The 20,109-nt window shown below is 61.5% G+C and carries 18 protein-coding genes; 15 read left to right on the forward strand and 3 right to left on the reverse strand.

The window, feature by feature from the left end:
• Positions 1-2: 2 nt before the first annotated feature.
• Positions 3-2,255, forward strand: coding sequence for an MFS transporter (locus WH87_RS12125; RefSeq protein WP_156458210.1), 2,253 nt, complete (start codon positions 3-5; stop codon positions 2,253-2,255).
• 59 nt (positions 2,256-2,314) lie between these two features.
• Here WH87_RS12125 and WH87_RS12130 read toward each other — a convergent pair whose 3' ends face one another.
• Genes WH87_RS12130 through WH87_RS12140 form a run of 3 tightly spaced genes read right to left on the reverse strand, consistent with a single transcriptional unit; the run spans position 2,315 to position 4,435 of the window.
• The gene (locus tag WH87_RS12130) at positions 2,315-2,803 is read right to left on the reverse strand and encodes a hypothetical protein (RefSeq protein ID WP_156458211.1); all 489 of its coding nucleotides are present in this window, start codon (positions 2,801-2,803) and stop codon (positions 2,315-2,317) included.
• Positions 2,800-3,261, reverse strand: coding sequence for a hypothetical protein (locus tag WH87_RS12135; protein ID WP_156458212.1), 462 nt, complete (start codon positions 3,259-3,261; stop codon positions 2,800-2,802). The genes WH87_RS12130 and WH87_RS12135 overlap by 4 nt, the downstream gene beginning before the upstream one ends.
• On the reverse strand, positions 3,251-4,435 hold the full coding sequence (locus WH87_RS12140; protein ID WP_046137504.1) for an N-acetylglucosamine-6-phosphate deacetylase: 1,185 nt from the start codon (positions 4,433-4,435) through the stop codon (positions 3,251-3,253). Before WH87_RS12140 ends, WH87_RS12135 begins: the two co-directional genes overlap by 11 nt.
• Positions 4,436-4,499: 64 nt before the next feature.
• Here WH87_RS12140 and WH87_RS12145 point away from each other — a divergent pair, with 64 nt between their 5' ends.
• The 14 genes from WH87_RS12145 to WH87_RS12210 all read left to right on the forward strand — a co-directional run bounded on the left by WH87_RS12145 (position 4,500) and on the right by WH87_RS12210 (position 20,108).
• The gene (locus WH87_RS12145; protein ID WP_046137503.1) at positions 4,500-5,264 is read left to right on the forward strand and encodes an SDR family NAD(P)-dependent oxidoreductase; all 765 of its coding nucleotides are present in this window, start codon (positions 4,500-4,502) and stop codon (positions 5,262-5,264) included.
• Positions 5,265-5,311: 47 nt separating this feature from the next.
• Positions 5,312-6,262 carry a GntR family transcriptional regulator gene (locus tag WH87_RS12150; RefSeq protein ID WP_046137502.1) on the forward strand — a complete coding sequence of 317 codons (951 nt, stop codon included), beginning with the start codon at positions 5,312-5,314 and terminating at the stop codon, positions 6,260-6,262.
• 19 nt (positions 6,263-6,281) lie between these two features.
• Positions 6,282-6,680 (forward strand): RidA family protein, encoded by a 399-nt coding sequence (locus tag WH87_RS12155; protein ID WP_046137501.1) that lies wholly within the window; start codon positions 6,282-6,284, stop codon positions 6,678-6,680.
• Positions 6,681-6,842: 162 nt separating this feature from the next.
• The gene (locus tag WH87_RS12160; RefSeq protein ID WP_197410800.1) at positions 6,843-9,080 is read left to right on the forward strand and encodes an AI-2E family transporter; all 2,238 of its coding nucleotides are present in this window, start codon (positions 6,843-6,845) and stop codon (positions 9,078-9,080) included.
• Between the two features lie 137 nt (positions 9,081-9,217).
• A complete protein-coding gene (locus tag WH87_RS12165; RefSeq protein ID WP_046137500.1) occupies positions 9,218-10,837 on the forward strand; it encodes an ABC transporter substrate-binding protein in 1,620 nt (539 codons plus the stop codon).
• Between the two features lie 65 nt (positions 10,838-10,902).
• Positions 10,903-11,652: a glycerophosphodiester phosphodiesterase family protein gene (locus WH87_RS12170; protein ID WP_046137499.1), complete on the forward strand. Its 750-nt coding sequence runs from the start codon at positions 10,903-10,905 to the stop codon at positions 11,650-11,652.
• Positions 11,649-12,632, forward strand: coding sequence for an ABC transporter ATP-binding protein (locus WH87_RS12175; RefSeq protein ID WP_046137498.1), 984 nt, complete (start codon positions 11,649-11,651; stop codon positions 12,630-12,632). Before WH87_RS12170 ends, WH87_RS12175 begins: the two co-directional genes overlap by 4 nt.
• On the forward strand, positions 12,629-13,609 hold the full coding sequence (locus WH87_RS12180; RefSeq protein WP_046137497.1) for an ABC transporter ATP-binding protein: 981 nt from the start codon (positions 12,629-12,631) through the stop codon (positions 13,607-13,609). The genes WH87_RS12175 and WH87_RS12180 overlap by 4 nt, the downstream gene beginning before the upstream one ends.
• Positions 13,606-14,532, forward strand: a complete 927-nt coding sequence (locus WH87_RS12185) for an ABC transporter permease (RefSeq protein WP_046137496.1) — start codon at positions 13,606-13,608, stop codon at positions 14,530-14,532. The genes WH87_RS12180 and WH87_RS12185 overlap by 4 nt, the downstream gene beginning before the upstream one ends.
• Positions 14,529-15,410: an ABC transporter permease gene (locus tag WH87_RS12190; RefSeq protein ID WP_046137495.1), complete on the forward strand. Its 882-nt coding sequence runs from the start codon at positions 14,529-14,531 to the stop codon at positions 15,408-15,410. Before WH87_RS12185 ends, WH87_RS12190 begins: the two co-directional genes overlap by 4 nt.
• A 41-nt stretch (positions 15,411-15,451) precedes the next feature.
• Positions 15,452-16,294: an inositol monophosphatase family protein gene (locus WH87_RS12195; RefSeq protein ID WP_052726183.1), complete on the forward strand. Its 843-nt coding sequence runs from the start codon at positions 15,452-15,454 to the stop codon at positions 16,292-16,294.
• 42 nt (positions 16,295-16,336) lie between these two features.
• Complete coding sequence (locus WH87_RS12200; RefSeq protein WP_281175249.1) at positions 16,337-17,125, forward strand: MurR/RpiR family transcriptional regulator; 789 nt, start codon at positions 16,337-16,339, stop codon at positions 17,123-17,125.
• 345 nt (positions 17,126-17,470) lie between these two features.
• Positions 17,471-19,048, forward strand: a complete 1,578-nt coding sequence (locus WH87_RS12205; protein ID WP_046137493.1) for an ABC transporter substrate-binding protein — start codon at positions 17,471-17,473, stop codon at positions 19,046-19,048.
• A gap of 79 nt (positions 19,049-19,127) precedes the next feature.
• Entirely contained in the window at positions 19,128-20,108 is a 981-nt protein-coding gene (locus WH87_RS12210) for an ABC transporter permease (protein WP_046137492.1), read from the forward strand.
• Position 20,109: the final 1 nt, after the last annotated feature.

A 20,109-nucleotide genomic window follows, 5' to 3' on the forward strand; every position in this document is an offset into this window, starting at 1 on the left:
CCATGGCCAGCGCTGAACTCAGCGACTACGACAAGCTCAAGCGCATTCCATTCCTCTATGGCTACTCCGTCCTGACCGCGACCGCGGTGATGTGCACGGTCGGGGCGCCACTGGTGCTGTTTGCGGCGGAGCTCGGCGTCGACAAGGATCGCATCGGCCTGATCGGCGGCATTCTGCCGTTCTTTCAGGTGCTTGGCGTTGCCTTCCTACCGCTGATCATGCGGTTTGGCGCGCGCAACGTTGCTGCTTCCGCCCTGATTGCCCGCTATCTCTTTGTTCTGCTGTTCCTTTTGGCGCCGATGTTCGCCAACTCGCCGGACACGGTTTTCGCACTGCTGTTCGCGGCCATGGCCGCCTATGGGCTCTGCCGAACGCTGTCGGAAGCGGCAGCGGTGCCGTGGTCGCAGGAATTCATGCCCAAGCTCATTCGCGGCCAGATCACGGGCCGTCTCGCCTTGGCCTACCTCCCGGTGGCACTCATCGTCTCCTTCCTGATCCAGCTCTGGCTGGATGGGCACCAGGGGATCGAACGGTTCTTCCCGGTCTTCGTTGTCGGTATTGTCATAGGCATTTTGGGAGCGCTGAGCCTCTATGGTCTCGGCGGCGGCAGGCCCCGGCCGGACGCCCGCAAGGGCCTCGACTCCATCCGCGCGCTGTCCGATCCGATCCGCGATGGCAACTTCCGGGCGTTCCTGTTTTCGTCGGGCACCCAATATCTGGTGTTCTCGGCACTGAACATTTTCCTGCTGCTGTTCTTCCGCGAACGGCTGGGTATTTCCAGCGGTCAGCTGGTGCTGATGTCGGCGCTGATCCCCGTCGGCGGCGCAGCCGGCAGCATGGCCGCGGGCTGGTTCGTTGACCGCTACGGCACACGCGCCATCCGCGTGACGCTGCAGAGCCTTCAGGTGCTGCTGATGCTCGCCCTGCCCTTCGCCCACAAGGATATGCCGGGCCTGGAGCTGGCCGTGGGCGCGACCTTCTTCGCCATCGGCATGCTGCTGCAGGGGAGCATGGCGGCAGGCAATATCTATATGCTCAACTACGTCCCACCTGAGCGCCGCGAGAGCTACATGGCTCTGGCCTATAGCAGCGACGGCATCTTTGGCGGCGGGCTGACCTTCCTCGCTGGCGTTCTGCTGCAGCAGCTGGAGGCCAATGGCCTCGTCATCGGCACCGCGCACTTTGGCGGCTACGAGGTCTTCTTCGTTATCTGCGCGCTGCTGATTGTCGCGTCAGCAGTGTCGTTTGCGATGCTGACTGAAGATGGCGCAACGGGTGTCCGTGACTTCCTTGGGCAATTCTACTCCGGCAATCCGCTCCGCGCGTTCTGGGGCATCAACCGCGTCGGCAGCCTCACCTCTGAAGAGCGGCGTCGCGACCTGGCCTATGGCTTTGGCGGCATTGGCAGCACGCTGGCCAAGGAAGAGCTGATCGCCTCGTTGGCCGATCCAAGCTTTGATGTACGACATGAGGCTATCCGGGCGCTGGGCCGCCTGCCCCACAATGCGACCGTGGTGCGCGCGCTGGAGAGCATGCTCGACTATGATGGTCTGATCGAGCTGCAATATGCCGCTCTCGACTCCCTTGGGCAGATCGGGGCACGGCAAAGTGGGCCCAAGCTGGCACGCTTTCTCGACGATCCCAATCCCCTGCTGCGCGCGCGCGCCATGCGCAGCCTTGGCGATATCCGCGACCACAACTATCTGCGCGACATCCGCCTGCTGCTGGTGCGCGATAAGGAAGTGGACTGCCGCCTCGCCGCAGCGTCAGCGCTTGGCAAGTTTCAGGACCGCGAAAGCCTGGGCAATCTGCTGCTGGTCTATCGAGAGCAGGCAACAGACGAGCTGAGCATGGCGGGCGAACCCCGCAGCAAAGTGGTCCTGCTGGCGATCTCGAAAGTGTTGGGGATCGAGGCGCGGTTCTCGCGAAACTGGCGGCGCGAAGAAAAGCTCTCAGGCTATCGCCTGCCCGAGCTTTTGGCACGCATCGCCACCAGCCTGCCTCGTCACGCCGGAGAGATGGTAGAGCAACGCCGTCGCAATCTGCTGAGAGCAGCGAGCGAATTGGGCACCGGCAGCACCAGCGAGAGCTTTACGGCCCTGCAGGCTCTGCGGCCCGATATTGCCGCGCATAACCACGCAGACACGGCGCTTGTGCTGCAATTGATGGACGCTACGGCCGATATCATGGAGCCACATCGGGCGCTGATGATCCTGCTCTGCGTAGCAATCGAAAAGGTGCTGCGCGCCGCCTGAGGCCAGGGGAACAAAAAAGACAGGCCCGCCGAATAGGCTGGCCTGTCGCAAAGGCCCCGTCAGACGGCCTGTTTGCCGGGCCAGTTGGCGAGGAGCTGGGCCGATTTTTCGGCTTCGCGCGCCAGCGCAGGGTCCTTGAAGATCTTCATGACGCAGCGCGGCTCGGTGCGGCTGATCATGTCGTAGACCAGGTGATAGCCGGTCTTGTCCATGATCGGCCCGATCCAGCCAGCGCAGTGATCGCAATAGCGCTTCATCGGCTCGGCGTCGTTGTCCATCGCCTTGGTGAGGCTGGGACAGACGTGCATCTGCAGCTCGAGATGGTTCTCATCGACCATCAGATCGAGCTCGCAGTTTTCCTCATCCTTGATGACAGACCAGTACTCATGCATTCCCTCGAAGCCCTTGGTCTGGATCAGATCAAGGATGTGCCGTTCCTGGTTCTTGCTGATTTCCAGCCAGTACAGGTCCAGCTCATGCTGCCCAAGCGTTTCGATGTACTTGAACACCTCATTGTAGAACCGCGTGAAGTGATCGCTGGGAATCAAGCGCGCCTCCTGATGACCTGGCGGCATGCGCCCGGCCCGGTGATTTCGGTGGTGATGGCAAAGGGCGTGCCCTCGGCAATCGCCTCATTGGTCTTGGTCGTCTGATCGCAAAAGTGGGGTGAAACGCTTGGCGCGATCTTGGCAACGTGGTGATAGGCCGTGCAGCGGCGGACCGTCAGAACGATCTCGTCATCCCCCACCGCAATGTCGTAGTCCGCGCCCTCGCGGTCAAAGAAATGCTTCCAGTGTCGCGCCATCTCGTTGGGATCGTTGTCCGCAAGGTGCTGATGCAGATCGCGATAGACGTCCTTGCCGACCCGCGCAAAAATCTCGTGCAGCACACCAACGCCATAGCGCGCGACGATGAAATCGATCGTCGTGTTGACGGCGCCGTGGAAGTCGAGATGGACATTGCCATCTTCCTGATAACGCATCGGCGGTAGGGGCTCAGTGATCATGATGGCTCCGATACAGCGATTGTCCGCCGACGACGGTTTCAAGAACAGTTAGCGTTTCAGGATCAAGCACGACGAAATCGGCCAGTTTGCCAATCTCGATGCTTCCGAGATCCTTCTCCATGCCCAAGACCCGCGCCGGCACGAGGCTTGTCGCATGGGCCGCGCGCACCAGGTCCACACCGGCCATGGCAATGTAATTTCGCATGCCTTCGTCCGACGTCAAAGACGAGCCACATAACCCACCATTGCGATCACGCACGGCCTTGCCGCGTGCGCTGCGGACCCAATAGCCGGGATAAAATTCAAACTCTGTGTCTTCCCCACCGGCATATTTCATCGAGTCTGTTTCGAGGAAGATGCGGTCGGCGGGCAACTGCCCCAGCAATTGCAGCAGCTTTGGATGGACGTGAATGCCATCGGCGACCACGCCCAGCGCCAGACCTGGCTCTGCCAGCAAGGCATCGGGCAACGAGAACACATGCACGCCGCTATCGTCGGGCTCGAGCGCACGCATCACGTTGTACATGTGCGTCACGGCATCGATCCCCCACGAGACGTAGCGGGACACATCATCAGGCTTGGCCTGACTGTGACCGAGGTGAACAGACACACCGGCGGCCTTCATGATTGCGATGAAACTCTGCGCGCCGGGCAATTCCGGGGCAATCGTCACAGCCTTCAGGCGGCCCTTTGCTGCATCGAGCATGCGTTTGGCGAGATCATCGCTCGGCAATTGCAGGTTCTGCGGATTGTGCGCGCCGGGGGAGTTAAAGCACGGGCCTTCGCTGTGAATGCCCAGCGCCCGCGCTCCGCTTGCCTTGGCCACCTCATCGGCAAGACGGGACAGCGTCCCCTCCATCTCGGCGGGCGGCAAGCAGCTGATGGAGGGCAGAAAGCCGGTGACACCGCGCGAAAGCTGGCTATGCGAGCTGTCCGCCACACCGCCCGGCTCGGCATCATTGTAGAGATGAGACTCAAAACCATGCTGCAACAAGTCGATCAGACCGGGCGACAGCAGCTTTCCCGATGCATCGCGCACCTGCCAGTCATCACCGACAGCCGTGCCGGGCTGGACAATATCGGCAATGCGATCGTCCACTATCAGCAAATCTCGCGCGACCACACCGGCTGGCGTGACCAGCGATGCGTTCGACCACTTTTGCTTGACTTGCATCCGACATCCCTTATTAGCATGTTATTATGTTAATGATCTAATTGAATTCCACGAGGGTGTAAATATGGATCGGCGGGTTGTCTGCGTTTCTGGTTCGACACAGGGGATCGGCCTTGCAATTGCCGAGGCTTTTGCGCGGACCGGAGCCCGGCTGGTCATCAATTCCCACCGCGAAGATGACGCCAGCGCGCAGGCGCTCAAGACACTTTCCGCGCTGACCGATGTGCAGTTCGTGCACGCGGACCTGTCCAGTGCGGGCGGCGCGGCTGATTTCATTTCCAAGGCGCATCAGTGCTTTGGTCGCCTCGACACTCTCGTCAACAATGCCGGCACATTCCGTGATAGCGCCTTTGACGAGCTGACCGAGCAGATGTTCGACACCACATTCGCGCTCAACGTGAAGGGCTATCTGTTCGCAACGCAGGCCTTCGTGCGGCGCCTCGCAGCCGAGCAGCAGAACCCCAGCATCATCTGCATTGGCTCGACCAATTCGGAAGCCGCGGAGAGGGACAGCGTCATCTATGACGCCTCCAAGGGTGCCGTCCTGATGCTGGTGCGTTCGCTGGCCGTGACGCTCGCGGGACGCGGCATCCGCGTGAACGGCATTGGCCCGGGGATCGTCGAAACGCCCCTCACCCGCGCCGGACTTGACGCCCCAATGGTGCGCAACCGGCTCAAACAACAGATCCCAATGGGGAGAATTGCCGAGCCGGACGATATTGGTGGTGCTGCAGTCTTTCTTGCATCGCCAGAGGCGCGCTATATCACGGGGCAGATGCTGTTCGTGGACGGCGGCATTTTGGCAAATCAAATGTCCTGGGGCGACTGACCGTGAATGCAGAGCTGACACCGCGGCATCTACAACTACGGAACATTTTGTTCCGCCGTTGGAAAACCAATGGCCTCAAGGTCGGCGACAAGATCGAGTCTCAGAACGAGATCACGAAGTTCTGTGATTTTTCTTTGATCACCGTGATCAAGACCCTCAAGGACTTGGAAACCGAAGGGGTTATTCGTCGCCAGGTCGGCAAGGGCTCGTTCCTCGTCAAGGCTCCGTGGGCCGAGGCGCATCATCGGATTGGCTTTTTCTATAACCGCGACATCGTCGGCGGCGGCATCTTCAACAACGAGTTTTATACCCGTCTGGTGATCGCACTGGAAAAGAACATCGTTTCGGACGGCCATGAGTTCATCATGGGCAGCTTCACCCATAACAGCATGCCCATCGTGCTGTGGGATCGGCTGGATCTGGTGCTGCTTACCGGCGTCACGGGGGAAACCTCCGTCAAGTCGATCGGGACGACTTCCAGTCAGGTCAGCGTTATCGACGCGGTGCTCGATCTGCCGTTCGTGCACAGCTACCGCATCGATTATCGCCCGGCTTTTGATGCGCTGTTCGACCGCTTCGGCAGCACCCATAACCGCGTGCTTTACCTCGATACCGTGTTCGACTCGACCGAACGCGAGGCGCGCCTGGAAGCTTTCCAGCAGGCTTGCTCCAATAGTCGCGAGCTGCAGGACCTGCGCGTTATCCGGGTCAATCAGGAAGGCACCGACGACGATACGGCTGCGCTGGAACAGGCGATGATCGAGTTTCAACCCGATCTGGTCTGCGGCTACATGCGCCACAGCTGGCACAAGCTCATTCCCGAATACCTCACCAAACCCGTCCGCGTTTATCCGTATGTGCTCGACAGCAGCCGGCCAGGTTTCGTGGTGGATAGCGGCACCTGGATGAGCACCATTCTCCCCATGATCTACGAAAAGCTCGAAGATCGCCGGGCCGAAAGCGAAATCCATAGCTTCCCGGCCCGTTTTGTCCCCTGACCCGAAAGCAATTGCCTTGATGAAAATCGTCGATAGCGGCGCTCGCTCCAATCTGCCCTTCAGCCCCGGCATCATCGCCGGCGATTTCATGTATGTCTCGGGCCAGGCCTCGGTCGACCCGACCACGGGCGCGATCATCAGCGGTTCCTTCGAGGAAGAAATGCGCCGCTCGATCGACAATCTCCGCGCCATTTTGGAAGCTGGCGGGCTGAGCCTCGATCATGTGATCAGCGTCAAATCCTATGTCGCAGACCAAGCGGACCTCGCGCTCTACAACAAGATCTATCCAGAGTATTTCGGCCAGCCGACCCCGACGCGCAGCACCATTGTTGGCGTTCTAGGCACCATGCTGAAGTTCGAACTCGACTGCGTTGCCTATGTGCCAACCACCCGCCAAAACGCGACGAAAATAGGCTGATTGCCTGAGACTGAACAGAAAGGGGCCGGCGGAGCGATCTGCCGGCCCCTTTTGTTCGTTTGTCCGGCAGGACGACACGGGACACCGCCCTGTGCCGGAGCGGGCCCTTTGCGGAACCTATTGGGCGCCGTGGTGTTCATCCCCCGAACTGGGGGAATGTCTGTGGCCGATCATCAGCTTGATGCAACGGGTGGCAGCCCGAAATTGTCGATTTTTCAGGGTGTCGCGACTTTCGCGATGGTGGCCGCGCTTCTGTATCTGGGCGCAGGCATTCTTGTGCCGCTGGTGCTGGCCATTCTGCTGGCCTTTGCGCTGACGCCGCTGGTCACCTGGCTTTCACGTCGCGCGCACCTGCCCGATCCGCTGGCGGTGATCGTGGCTGTCGTTCTGGCACTGGCCATGCTCGGCGCCCTCGCCTTTCTGGCGGGAACGCAGGTGGTCAAGCTGGCCCAGGAACTGCCGGGCTATCAGCAGACCATCATGACGAAGGTCAGTAGCCTGCAATCCCAGTTCGGCAACACAGCGCTGTTCGACCAGATCAATGGCGCCATCGCCCATGTGACGGCACCGGCAGCGGGGCTTGAGGGTGGCGGCGCTGCATCGCGGCCCGGCGCACCGATCCCCGTGACCATCTCCAACGCCATCGGCCCGGTCGGTATCGCCACCTCCATGCTCGGGTCTATCGTTGGCCCCGTGGCCATGGTGGCCATCGTCACGGTGTTCCTGATCTTTCTGTTGATGGGACGCGGCGACCTGCAAGACCGGTTCATCCGCCTGGTCAGTGCCGGCCGCTATTCCAAGACCAACATGGCCATCGCCGATGCCAGCCATCGCGTCGGGCGCTACCTGCTGATCCAGCTGGGCGTGAACATCACCTATGGCGTGATCTTTGGTACCGGACTCTGGCTCATCGGGGTGCCCAGCGCCGTGCTGTGGGGGCTGCTGATCATCCTGTTCCGCTATATTCCGTTCGTCGGTGCCTTACTGATCGCGACCGTTCCGGCCCTGTTGGCCTTCGCCGTTGATCCCGGCTGGAACATGCTGATCCTCACAGTGGGACTGTTCCTGATCCTCGATCTCACTACCGCCAATGTCATCGAGCCCCGTCTTTATGGGTCGAGCACCGGCGTCTCGCCCATCGCCATTCTACTGTCGGCCATGTTTTGGGCCACACTCTGGGGCCCGGTCGGGTTGATCCTGGCCACGCCGATGACGGTCTGTCTGGTGGTGATTGGTCGCCACCTGCCCCAGTTTCAGTTCTTTGAGACGCTGTTGGGAAGTGAACCTGTGCTGTCACCGGCCGAACGGCTGTACCAGCGGATGCTCAAGGGGGATGCCGAGGACGCCATCGATCTCAGCGAGGACTATATCGAAGCCCATGGCACCGAGGATTTCCTCGACACTGTGATGATGCCCGCGCTGTCTCTGGCAAATCGGGAGATGTCGGATCGTCCCGAGGCCCTGCCCCAGCGCCGCCAACTGGTGCAGTCATTCGAAGCTGTCATCGACGAAATCGCCGATACCCCTGCGCCTGAAACCAGCAAGCTGCTGTTGATTGGTGGGCGCAGCGAAATCGATGAATGTGCGGCAAGGCTGCTCGCCTATCGCTTTGCCCAGCAGGACATGCCCAGCCGGGTGCTGCCGCCCTTCGCCATTCGCCAGGAAGCCATCGGCCGACTGGACCTCGAGGGCGTAAAGGTCGTCATCCTTGTGTTCATGGGCGAAGATATCCGCGCGCAGACGCGTTACGTAGCGCGGCGCATCGCGCGTATGGCACCAGACATCCGCCTTCTGGTCTGTGCCCTCAACGAGGTCAGCATCAGCGAGACCCCCGACACCTTGCACGTAGACGCTATTGTGCACAGCCCGGACGAAGCGCTGGAGATGGCGCGTGTGACCCATGTTGATCAGCAAGCAACCACCATCGCGCCCGCCAAAAAACGTCCCTTTGCCGGGGCCGGTCGGGGCGATGATGCGCTCGGCAAGGCAATCCAGAAGGTCGCCGACGACTTCGCCATGCCGGTCGCGGCCATCAATCTGTTGAGCGATGAGCGCCATATCGAAGACACCGACGCCTATGCCCTGACCAAGATTATCACCGAAACACGCCAGCCCCTGATCCTTCAGTCCGATAGCGCCAATCCGCTGCTGGATGACAACGCGTTTCTGCAAACCAACGGCATCGATCTCTATGCCGGGGCACCACTCATCCTGGCCGACGGCGAAAGCGTGGGCGCCCTGGTTCTGCTCGATCACAAGCCCCGCAGCTTCACCACCGATGACATCGAACGCCTGAGCAAGGCTGCTGAGGATCTGGTGAAGCAGTTTGGTGGCGAGCCAAAGCCGCGTGCCCGCGCACCCTCACGACGCCGAACGACCAAGACCGGCACCGCACCATGACACAGTGACAGGAGGAACCATGGCCGAATAAGCGGCCTTGACGAGGACGACGACAAAAGCAAAACTACAGTCACATAACATTCATGTAGTATTGCTACAAAGTGCGTACCACAGTCCTCGTTACCTAGGAAAAGGTCATGGTTTCTATCACTCGGCGCGGCGCGCTTGGGCTCTTTGTTGCTGGTGCAGCGGGCGCCGCATTCCCTCGGCTGGCATTCGGTCAGGACGCACGTCCATCGATCCGCATTGCTGTCCCCTCGCTTCCCACACGCAATACACTCGACCCCTGGAACGAGCAGTCGATCCCCGGCTCGCGCATTCTGCAGCCAAACGTCTGGGAAGGCCTGCTTCAGCGCAACCTTCAGGGCGATCTCGAAGTTCAGCCGGGCCTGGCCACTGACTGGAAGATCATCGATGACAAGATCATCGAAGTCACCCTGCGTCAGGGCGTCAAATTCCACAATGGCGACGAACTGACGGCCGAGGACGTAGCCTTCTCCTTCTCGCGTGAGCGTGTTTTCGGGTCGACCGAGCCCGCGCAGGGCGAAGCTCTGGCGCAGGCTGGCGACGCACCAAAGGCGCTCGATCTGCCTGAGGCCCTGCCAAGCTATGCCCGTTCGCTCTGGCCCTCTTTTGCCGGCGTGGAAGTTGTCGATCGCTACACCGTGCGCCTGCACAATGGCGTCGGTGACCTGACCATTCTCGGCCGTCTCGCCGCCGCTGGCACCATTGGCAGCCTGCGGTCCTGGAACGAGGCCGGCAGCTATGCGGAATGGGCCCGCAAGCCGGTCACCACCGCTCCCTACATCACCGAAAGCTTCGAGCCCAACGCTACGCTCACCATGGTCGCGTTTGACGACTATTGGGGCGGCCGCCCATCGATCGAGCGGATCACCTGGGTGGAAGTGCCCGAGGTCAGCGGCCGCGTGAATGGTCTCCTCGCTGGTGACTTCGACTTTGCCTGCGATCTGCCACCCGACCAGATCAAGGTCATCGAAGGCAATCCGAACTTCGAAATCCGTGGTGGCGCGGTACAGAATGCCCGCATCGTCATCTTCAACAAGGCCAACGAGCTGATCGCCAACCCGCTGATCCGCCGTGCCATGACCCACGCCATCGATCGTCAGGCCATTGTCGACGCCCTCTGGGGTGGCCGCACCGATGTGCCGAACGGGCTGCAGTTCCCCTCGTTCAAATCCGCCGGCATGTATGTCGATGGCTGGACGAACCCGGAATACAATCCCGATCTGGCCCGCTCCCTGCTGCAAGAAGCCGGCTATAATGGCGAGCTGATCAAGTTCCCGATTTCCAACAACTACTACGTCAACGAAGTCACCACGGCTCAGGTCATGGCGCAGATGTGGAAGCAGGTTGGCCTGAACGTCGAAACGCCGTTCACCGACAACTGGGGCGCGGTCATCAAGGACCCGAGCACCGGCGTTGCCAACTGGTCGAGCGGCGCATCGATGCCCGATCCAATCTCCGGCATGGTCAACAACATCGGGCCCGGCTCGTTCATTCGCCCCGAAGTCTGGTCCAATGAAGAGTTCGACAACCTCGTCGGCACGCTGGAAACCAGCCTGGACGGCACCGAACGCCGCGACGCTTTCGCCCGCATGATGGACATCGCCGAACGCGAAGACCCCGCCTATATGGTGCTGCACCGCAATGCCAGCTTCACCGGCGTTCGCAAGGACATCCAGTGGCAGGCAAGCCCCGACTTCACCATGGACTTCCGCCCCTCCAACTGGGGTTGATGCATCCGGCTGCCGGGGCCCTCACCCCGGCAGCACCTTTCCATCCGTCAGCGCAAGAGAATCAATTGCCCCGCATCGTCGCACATCGCGGCCGTCTCGATGATGGTCAGGTGGAAAATGCCCTGTCCTCCATGCAGGCGGTAATTGCCGCCGACATAGAGGTGCTCGAGATTGACCTGCGCCTGTCGAAAGACGGGCATTGCTTCGTTCTGCATGACGAAACGCTGGACCGCTGCAGCACCGGATCCGGCCCCATTCTTGATGCCTCAGACGAGACCCTTGCCGCGCTCAAGTTGCGCGGCCCGGACGGCGCGGTGAGCGCTGACGGCATCCTGTCGCTCGACGCACTGCTGGATTGGACGGCGAGCCATCCTGCAATGGAACTGATGCTGGATGCCAAGCATGTCGGCTGGGATGATCTGCTGACAACGCTATCCGAGCGGAACCTCGACGCGCGCTGCATTCTGTTGACGTTTTCGCCCGAACAGGCCGCTACGGCGATACAGATGGCACATCGCGCATTGGTGTCCGTTCTGGTGACCAGCGCGGCAGACATAGCCCACTATGCCGATTTGGCGTCCAGCCATCGCCTGGCGCTGTATGTTCCGCAGGATGCGTCCCTCGCGCTGTTTGCGACCGCCAAGGCCAGCGGACACAAGATCATCACCGATGCCGTCATGCCGGTGGCTGGCGGTGCCCTCGATAGCCTCGCCGCCACTTCAGGCGATGGGCTCTATCGCGATTTCTGCGCCCTCCGTCCGGTTGATTATCTGGTGACCGACCGGCCACTCCGGGTACAGGCGGCCCTGCCATGAACAGCGCTCCATTGATGGCCATTCGTGGTCTTGAGGTCACGTTCGGCACCAGTCGGGTTGTGCATGGCATCGACCTCGATATCGCTGCCGGGGAAGCCCTTGGCGTCGTGGGCGAATCTGGCTGCGGCAAGTCCGTCACCTGGCTGGCGGCACTTGGCCTGCTGCCCGGCATGGCGGCCACATCCGGCTCGGTGCGCTTTCAGGGGCAGGAATTGTGCAACGCCCCGCGCGCAACACTCGAAAACGTGCGCGGCAGGCGCATTGCCATGATCTTTCAGGACCCCTCCAGCTGCCTCAACCCAGTGCGCCGCGTTGGTCCGCAGCTGGTCGAGGCGGTGACGCTGCACACCAATCTGCGCGGCGACGAGGCCAAGACCGAAGTGCTGCGGCTGATGGAATTGGTTGGTATTCCCGACCGTGCGGCGCGCTTCAATCTCTATCCGCACGAGTTTTCCGGCGGGCAAAGCCAGCGCCTGATGATCGCCATGGCCCTGGCTGGCCGCCCCGATATTCTCGTTGCCGACGAGCCCACAACGGCGCTCGACGCCACCATTCAGGCGCAGATTCTGGACCTGCTGGGCCGCTTGCGCCGCGAAACCGGCATGGCTCTGATCTTTATCAGCCATGACCTGGGCGCCGTGTCTCAAGTGTGCGACCGCATTGCCGTCATGTATGCCGGGCGCGTTGTCGAAACCGGCGCGGTCACCGAGATTTTCGCCCATCCGCGCCATCCCTATACCGTGGGTTTGCTGAACTCCATTCCGCGGCTCGATGGCGGGCAGGATGATCTCCTGACCATTCCAGGCGCCGTGCCCGATCCATCGCATCTGCCCCCCGGCTGCGCCTTCGCGGCACGCTGCGCGCGGGCCGACGAGACCTGCGCCACCGCCATTCCGCCATTGCGCGGAGACGGCGCCGCCGTGGCCTGCTGGCACGCGGCCCTCCCCAATCCATCACTGCGTGAGGCCGCGCTGGCATGAGCCCAATCATTGAAGCCAACAATGTCTCGCGCACCTATGCCGGGCACGGCGGCCTGTTCCGACCCAAATCCTACGTGCGGGCTGTGGAAGATGTCAGCCTGAGCGTCGAGCAAGGCGAAACCCTTGCTGTCATTGGCGAATCCGGTTCCGGCAAATCTACTCTCGGCCAAGTGCTGCTGGGCCTCGCCCCCGCCTCTGCAGGCGATGTGCGCTTTCGCGACGCGGCCTTGAGCCCTGCCGGGTCACGCCAATGGCGGGAACAGCGCGCCGAAATGCAGCTGATCTATCAAGACCCGTTGGCCGCGCTGGACCCGCGCCTCACCATCGCCGAACAGATCCGCGAGCCGCTCGACATTCACCAGATCGGCACGCCTGAAGAGCGCGCGCAGCGTGTCGACGAGGTGGCCCGCGATGTCGGCCTGCAGCCCGTGCATCTGTCGCGCCGCCCACACGAGCTGTCCGGTGGCCAGCGTCAGCGCGCGGTAATTGCCCGCGCCATGGCTTCAAAGCCCGTGCTGCTGGTGTGCGACGAACCGGTTTCGGCACTCGACGTTTCGATCCAGGCGCAGGTCATCAACACCTTCCGCCGCCTGCAGCGCATGAGCGGAGTGGCTATGGTGTTCATCAGCCATGACCTCAAGGTGGTGCGCAACATCGCCCACCGCGTTGCGGTGATGTATCTCGGCCGCATTGTCGAGGAAGCTCCGGCCGACGTCATCTTCGCCAATCCGCAGCACCCTTATACAAAGGCGCTGGTGTCGAGCGTGCCCATTCCCGGCAAACCGCTGGGCGATCGGGTGATCCTGCAGGGCGAGCCGCCCAATCCAGCGGCCAGACCATCCGGCTGCGCCTTCCATCCGCGTTGCCCGGTTGCGGTCGCGCAATGCCGGACCTCCGTGCCCGAACTGCATTCAAACGCCGAACACCGCCGGGTGGCCTGTCATCTGGTTGCCGAAGTCCGGGGAGCTGCCGCATGATGAGTTTTGCGCTGACGCGGCTGCTGCGGGCCTTTGCCACGCTCATGCTCGTCATTACCTTCGCCTTTTCTATCCTGCGCCTGTCGGGTGATCCTGCAATTGCAGTGCTGGGCCCGATGGCGCCCGCCGCTGCTCTCAATGCGTTCCGCGAGGCCTGGGGCCTCACTGAGCCATTCTGGGTGCAGTATTCCAAATATGTGCTGTCGATCTTTGCCGGTGACTTTGGCGACTCAATGCGCGATGGCCTGCCCGCCCTGCCGCTTGTGCTGGAACGGGTGCCCGCAACGTTGTCGCTGACTATCCCCTCGCTGATCCTGACGCTCACCATCGGCATTCCGGCTGGCATCGTCGCGGCGCTGCATCGCAACAGCCTGCTCGATCGCACGGTGATCCTTGCCGCAGTCGCCGGGTTTACCGTCCCCTCCTTCGTGGTGGGCCTAGTGCTGGTACTGATCTTTTCGGTCACCCTGGGCGTGCTGCCCTCGGGCGGTCAAGGCAGCTGGCTGCATGGCGTTCTGCCGATCATCACCATGAGCACGGTCAGCATTGGCCTAGTGGCGCGCTATTCCCGTAGTGCCATGCTCGAAGTGCTCAACGCGCCCTATATTCGCGCCGCTTCGGCCAAGGGCCTGAAATGGCGCGACGTCATCAGGCTGCACGCACTGCCCAATGCCATCCTGCCGCTGCTCACCATTATCGGGCTGATGGTCGGCTCGCTGATTGCGGGCTCGGTTGTGGTGGAATCCATCTTCTCCTGGCCCGGCATGGGACGTCTGCTGATCATCTCGGTCGCTGCGCGCGACCTAGCCGTGGTGCAGTGCATCCTGATCCTGATCACGGTGCTGATGGTCTGCGCCAACCTCACGGTCGACCTGCTGCAGGCCTGGCTTGATCCGAAATCGCGCAACAAGGCTCACGCATGACGGACATGACCGCCCCCCCTGCTGCAATAACGCAGCCATCGCGCCTTTCCCGCGCCATCGCCGCCCTGCGCCGCCTGCCGCTTGCGGTGGAACTCGCCTCGGCCTGGTTGCTGGCCATGTTCGTCATCGCCGCTCTGGCCCATGTCCTGGCGCCCTACGAGATCAGCGAAATCGACCTGATGAGCCGTCTGGTGCCGCCGGGCAGTCCCGGCCATTGGCTGGGCACGGACGAACTTGGTCGCGATGTGCTGTCGCGGCTGCTCGTCTCCATCCGCTCGTCCCTGCTGATCGCAGCTTTGGCCACAATCCTTTCGGCGACCATCGGCACGGTGCTCGGGTTTCTCGCTGCGCAACGCCGGGGTGTGTTCGAACACGCCATCCTGATGTTCGTCGATTTTCAGGCCGCCCTGCCCTTCATTATCATGGCGCTGGCCGTGTCCGCCTTTGTCGGCGCTTCGGTTCCCGTGCTGGTTGGGCTCATGGCGTTCTATGGCTGGGAGCGGTATGCGCGCCTGGCCCGTGGCCTCGCGCTCTCTGCCATGGGCAAGGGCTATGCCGGTGCCGTGATGCAACTGGGTGCTTCGCCGATGCGCGTGTTCATGCGCCATATCCTGCCCAATGTTTCCGCCACGCTGGTGGTCACCATGACCCTGAGTTTTTCTGAGGTCATTCTGGCCGAAAGCGGCCTCTCGTTCCTCGGCCTCGGCGTACAGCTGCCGGATTCAAGCCTTGGCAACATGATCGGGTTCGGTCGCGATTACCTGACCACTGCTCCCTGGATCATGCTGGCCCCGGCAGCCGTCATTACCCTGACAAGCCTCTCCGTCTCCATACTCGGCGATTGGCTGCGTGATCGCCTCGACCCGAGCGTTTCATAAAAATCCATAACGGGCCGCAGAGCCCGATCGAAAGACCAAGCATGACCAATATTGACCGGGCAGCCATCATTGCCGTTGCCGAAGACGCCGCCCGCAAGGCCGGGGCATTCATTCGCGAAGCCTTTCTGGCCGCCGCAAGTGGAACCTCACTTGCCATCGAACAGAAGGACGGCTTTGCCGACCTCGTCACCGTCGTCGACCGCCAATCTGAAAAGCTGATCCGCGACATTATCGGTCAAGGCGTTCCCGGCTCGCGAATTCTGGGCGAGGAAACCGGCTGGCAGGGTGAGGGCGACGTGCTCTGGTTCGTCGACCCGCTCGATGGCACCAGCAATTTCGTCTCGGGTCTGCCATTCTTCTGCGTCTCGATTGCTGCCACCACCAGCCAGGGCGAAGCGCTGGCTGGCGTGGTCTATGACCCGATGCGCGACGAGTTGTTTTCCGCCCATGCCAGCGGACTGCACATCAATGGACAATTGCTGGCACCGGGCAGTCTGGGCGCGACCGACGATCTGGCCGAAGTGCTGACCAACCTGCCACGCGAGGGACGCAGGCCCTCTGCGCACGAGCTCGAACGCTTTGCCGATCTCGTTGCCCATTTCCGCTCGGTGCGGCGGCTCGGCTCGTCCGCGCTGCATCTTGCCTATGTTGCGGCGGGGCGCGCCTCGGTCGCCGTCGATCTCGGTTGCGGTGCCTGGGATATCGCAGCGGGGATGCAGCTTGTGCAAGCGGCTGGCGGACAATTGCTGTGCCGCGCCGAAAACACCAGCCAAACCATGCTGGCGCCCTTGCTCGACATCGAACGAGTGCATAGCCTTGTCGCCGCGACCGCAGGGTATGAGCTTGAGGGATCAGCAGCTTTTTCGTATCTGGAAGCGTCTTGAGAGCGGCCGTAGCGGAACGGTGTGTCGGAGAGGGTGAACGACGTGCTGGCGCAAATCCGGGCATCGCTGAATGAAATGAGCGCTTCCGAGCGCAAGGTGGCTGAAACCGTTCTGGCCAATGTGCAGGCGGTGATTTCGTGGTCTCTGGCCGATGCCGCCAAGATTGCCGGGGTCAGCGAGCCGACCGTGCTGCGGTTCTGCCGCCGCCTCGGCATTGATGGTTATTCCGAGTTCCGCCTGAAGTTTGCGCAGGCGGTGGCTGTCATGGTGCAGACCCCGCCCCGCGATCCCAATACGTCCAAGGACCCTATTCGCAGCATTCTGGCCGAGGCCTGCCAGCGCTCGATCGCGGCGATCAATGACCTGACCCTGGACTTCGACAGCGCGCCGGTTATCGCCGCGGTGGACGTGCTGACGGCGGCGCGCCGGGTGGACATTTATGGCCACGGCGCCTCCGGCTTTTTGGCGGGAGAAACACAGATCCGCCTCGCCCGGCTCGGCCTGTTGAGCACGGCCTATGCCGACCCGGCCCTGCAGATGTTTTCGTCGCTGTCGCTGACGCCATCGGATGCGGTGCTGGTGCTGTCCTTCTCCGGCGTCACCACCTACCCCATGCCCAATATTGAAGTGGCGCGCACGGCAGGCGCCAAGGTCATCTCCATGTGTCCAACGGGCTCGCCCCTGGCGCAGGCTGGCGATATCAATATCCCGATCAATGCCTTCCGCCAGAAAAGCCCGTTCGGCTTTGTGCCGACGGAGCGCGTTGCGCTCTCGGTGATGATCGATGTGCTGATCAACATCATCAGCGATCAGCTCGGCCAGCAGACCTGATCTGACTGTTTGGCAACGACAAGCCGGCTATCCACGAGTTTCTGCCGGCTATTCGCGCTCACGGAAATTTTTCTGACACAGATGGAAGAAATGTCGGCTGGGCTCCGTATACGAGGCATGCCAAGTGCAGGCTCTCGTATAGTTTCCCGGCGAAGCAGAATTACGAAGTACCCATCAGAAATATTTCCTACATTTTCAGATATTACCGAAAACATCTCACCGCAAAATCGAATGCTGGCCATATTTGGCGCAATTGATTTGAGAGGTGAACTAGGCTTTCGTGTGACTTAAGCCTCCCACTAGACGAATTTGAGGAGGCACTAGTTAAGGAACGGAGAGAACTAGATGCAGAAGTCACTCGCAGGCCTTACGGCTGCGCTTATCGCCTCGACTATGCTTGTCGGGGCTGCCAATGCTGAGACCATCCGGTGGGCGCGCGCCTCTGATGCGCTGACCCTGGACCCTCACTCGCAGAACCAGGGCGTGACCCACACTTTCGCCCACCACATCTATGAAACCCTGCTCGACCGCGACAGCGACGGCAATTTGCAGCCACGTCTGGCGACCGAATGGTTCGTCAAGGACGGCGACCCTACCGTCTGGGTGTTCAAGCTGCGCGAAGGCGTCAAGTTCCACAACGGCGCTGACTTCACCGCTGAAGACGTGGTCTTCTCGTTCAACCGCGCGCGCTCGGACGGCTCCAACCTCAAGCAGCTGCATGCTGAAGTGGCCGAAGTCACCGCCATCGACGACCACACCGTCGAAATCCAGATGATCGGCCCTTCCCCGCTCTATCCAAACAACATCACCAACACCTTCGTGATGGATAAGGACTGGTCCGAAGAGCACAGCCTGCAGAACGTGCAGGACTTTGCCGCTGGCGAGAGCAACTACGCCGTTCTCAACACCAACGGCACCGGCCCTTATGTGCTGAAGTCCCGCGAAGTGGACGTGCAGTCCGTGCTGACCGCGTTTGAAGGCCACTGGGCCGACGCGCCAGCCGTTACCGAAATCGTCTACCTGCCAATCACCGATGCGGCGACCCGTATCGCAGCGCTGCTCTCGGGCGACGTTGATCTGGTGCAGGACGTTCCAGTGCAGGACATTGAGCGTCTGCGCAATTCGGCCGGCTTCAAGATCGAAACCGGTCCAGAGAACCGTTTCATCTATTTCGGCTACCGCTTTGGCGAAGAGCCGCTGAAGTCGTCCAACATCACCGACAGCAACCCGATCAACAATACGCTAGTGCGTGAAGCCATCGAACTGGCGCTCGATCGCGATGCGATCAAGCAGGTCGTGATGCGTGGCAACTCGATCCCAACCGGTATCCCGAACCCACCATTCGTGAACGGCTGGACCGCAGAGCTCGACGCCTATCCAAAGCCCGACCTCGAAAAGGCCAAGGCGCTGCTGGCTGAAGCCGGCTATCCAGATGGCTTCTCGATCACGCTCGACACGCCGAACAACCGCTATGTCAACGACGAGGCGATCTCGACAGCCCTCGTGGGCATGCTCGGCCAGATCGGCATCAAGGTGACCCTCGCCTCGCGTCCAGTAGCCGAACACTCGCCACTGGTCATCAACAACCAGAGCGACTTCTACCTGCTCGGCTGGGGCGTTCCGACCTTTGACTCGGCCTATGTGTTCAACGACCTCGTGCACACCAAGACCGACAAGCACGGCACCTACAATGGCGGCCTCTACTCCAACCCAGAACTCGATGAGAAGATCATTGCGCTGGGCACCGAGACCGATCTGGATGCTCGCAATGCGAGCATTGCCGAGATCTGGGCCGTGGTGAAGGCAGACCGCGTTCTGCTGCCGATCCACAACCAGGTGCTGTCCTACGCCATGCGTGAGGGCATGACCCTGCCGGTCCATCCGGAAGATCAGCCACGCATGACCACGGTCACGTTCCAGTAGTCTTTCCTGCAAGTCCAGAACCGCCGCACGCCACCTTTCTCGGGGATGTTGCGGCGGTTCTCAATTTTGGAGGGACACCGTGCTCGCCTTCGTTGTTCGACGACTCTTGCAGTCCGTCATCGTCATGCTTGTCGTGGCGTTCATTGCCTTCCTGGTGTTCCGATATGTCGGTGACCCTGTCACCTCGATGCTCGGCCAGGATTCCACCATTGCTGACCATGAAGAGCTGCGGGAGCGGCTCGGGCTCAACCAACCCTTCTACATCCAGTTTTATCACTTCGTGACCAATGCCCTGCAGGGCCAGTTCGGCATTTCCTACCGCCTGCAACAGCCGGTCGCCAAGCTGATCATGGAGCGCCTGCCGGCAACCATCGAGCTGGCACTGGCTTCGGCCACCATCGCGCTCGTCGGCGGCGTGGTCATGGGCATCTACACCGCCCTGCGCCCCCGCGCTTTCACCAGCGGCGTCATCATGACGGCATCGCTGATTGGCGTGTCGCTGCCGACATTCCTGATCGGCATCGGCCTGATCTACGTCTTCGCCGTCGAGCTCAAAGTGCTGCCATCGTTTGGTCGTGGCACGGTGACCGATATCGGCTGGTGGCGGACGGGGCTTCTCACGGAGTCCGGCCTGCGCTCGCTGATCCTGCCAGCCATTACCCTGTCGCTGTTCCAGCTCACGCTGATCATGCGACTGGTTCGCGCCGAAATGCTCGAAGTGCTGCGCACCGACTATATCCGCTTTGCCAGAGCACGCGGATTGTCGACGCGGGCCATCAATTTCGGCCATGCGCTGCGCAATACCATGGTGCCGGTGATCACCATTACCGGCCTGCAGCTGGGTTCGGTCATCGCCTTCGCCATCATCACCGAGACGGTGTTCCAGTGGCCCGGCGTCGGCTCGCTCTTCGTCAACTCGGTTCAGGTCGTCGACGTGCCGGTGATGGCTGCCTATCTGGTCTTCGTGGCCCTCGTCTTCGTCGTGATCAATCTGTTCGTCGACATCCTCTATTTCATCGTCGATCCGCGCCTGCGCGACGGCGTCCGCAGCGGGAAATAGC

The organism is Devosia epidermidihirudinis (assembly GCF_000971295.1).
Classification (GTDB): Bacteria; Pseudomonadota; Alphaproteobacteria; order Rhizobiales; family Devosiaceae; genus Devosia; species Devosia epidermidihirudinis.

Coding starts and splice junctions, on each gene's coding strand:
- WH87_RS12125 (WP_156458210.1), top strand. CDS start 3: ATGGCCAGCGCTGAACTCAGCGACTACGACAAGCTCAAGCGCATTCCA.
- WH87_RS12135 (WP_156458212.1), bottom strand. CDS start 3,261: ATGATCACTGAGCCCCTACCGCCGATGCGTTATCAGGAAGATGGCAAT.
- WH87_RS12140 (WP_046137504.1), bottom strand. CDS start 4,435: ATGCAAGTCAAGCAAAAGTGGTCGAACGCATCGCTGGTCACGCCAGCC.
- WH87_RS12145 (WP_046137503.1), top strand. CDS start 4,500: ATGGATCGGCGGGTTGTCTGCGTTTCTGGTTCGACACAGGGGATCGGC.
- WH87_RS12155 (WP_046137501.1), top strand. CDS start 6,282: ATGAAAATCGTCGATAGCGGCGCTCGCTCCAATCTGCCCTTCAGCCCC.
- WH87_RS12165 (WP_046137500.1), top strand. CDS start 9,218: ATGGTTTCTATCACTCGGCGCGGCGCGCTTGGGCTCTTTGTTGCTGGT.
- WH87_RS12175 (WP_046137498.1), top strand. CDS start 11,649: ATGAACAGCGCTCCATTGATGGCCATTCGTGGTCTTGAGGTCACGTTC.
- WH87_RS12180 (WP_046137497.1), top strand. CDS start 12,629: ATGAGCCCAATCATTGAAGCCAACAATGTCTCGCGCACCTATGCCGGG.
- WH87_RS12185 (WP_046137496.1), top strand. CDS start 13,606: ATGATGAGTTTTGCGCTGACGCGGCTGCTGCGGGCCTTTGCCACGCTC.
- WH87_RS12190 (WP_046137495.1), top strand. CDS start 14,529: ATGACGGACATGACCGCCCCCCCTGCTGCAATAACGCAGCCATCGCGC.
- WH87_RS12195 (WP_052726183.1), top strand. CDS start 15,452: ATGACCAATATTGACCGGGCAGCCATCATTGCCGTTGCCGAAGACGCC.
- WH87_RS12205 (WP_046137493.1), top strand. CDS start 17,471: ATGCAGAAGTCACTCGCAGGCCTTACGGCTGCGCTTATCGCCTCGACT.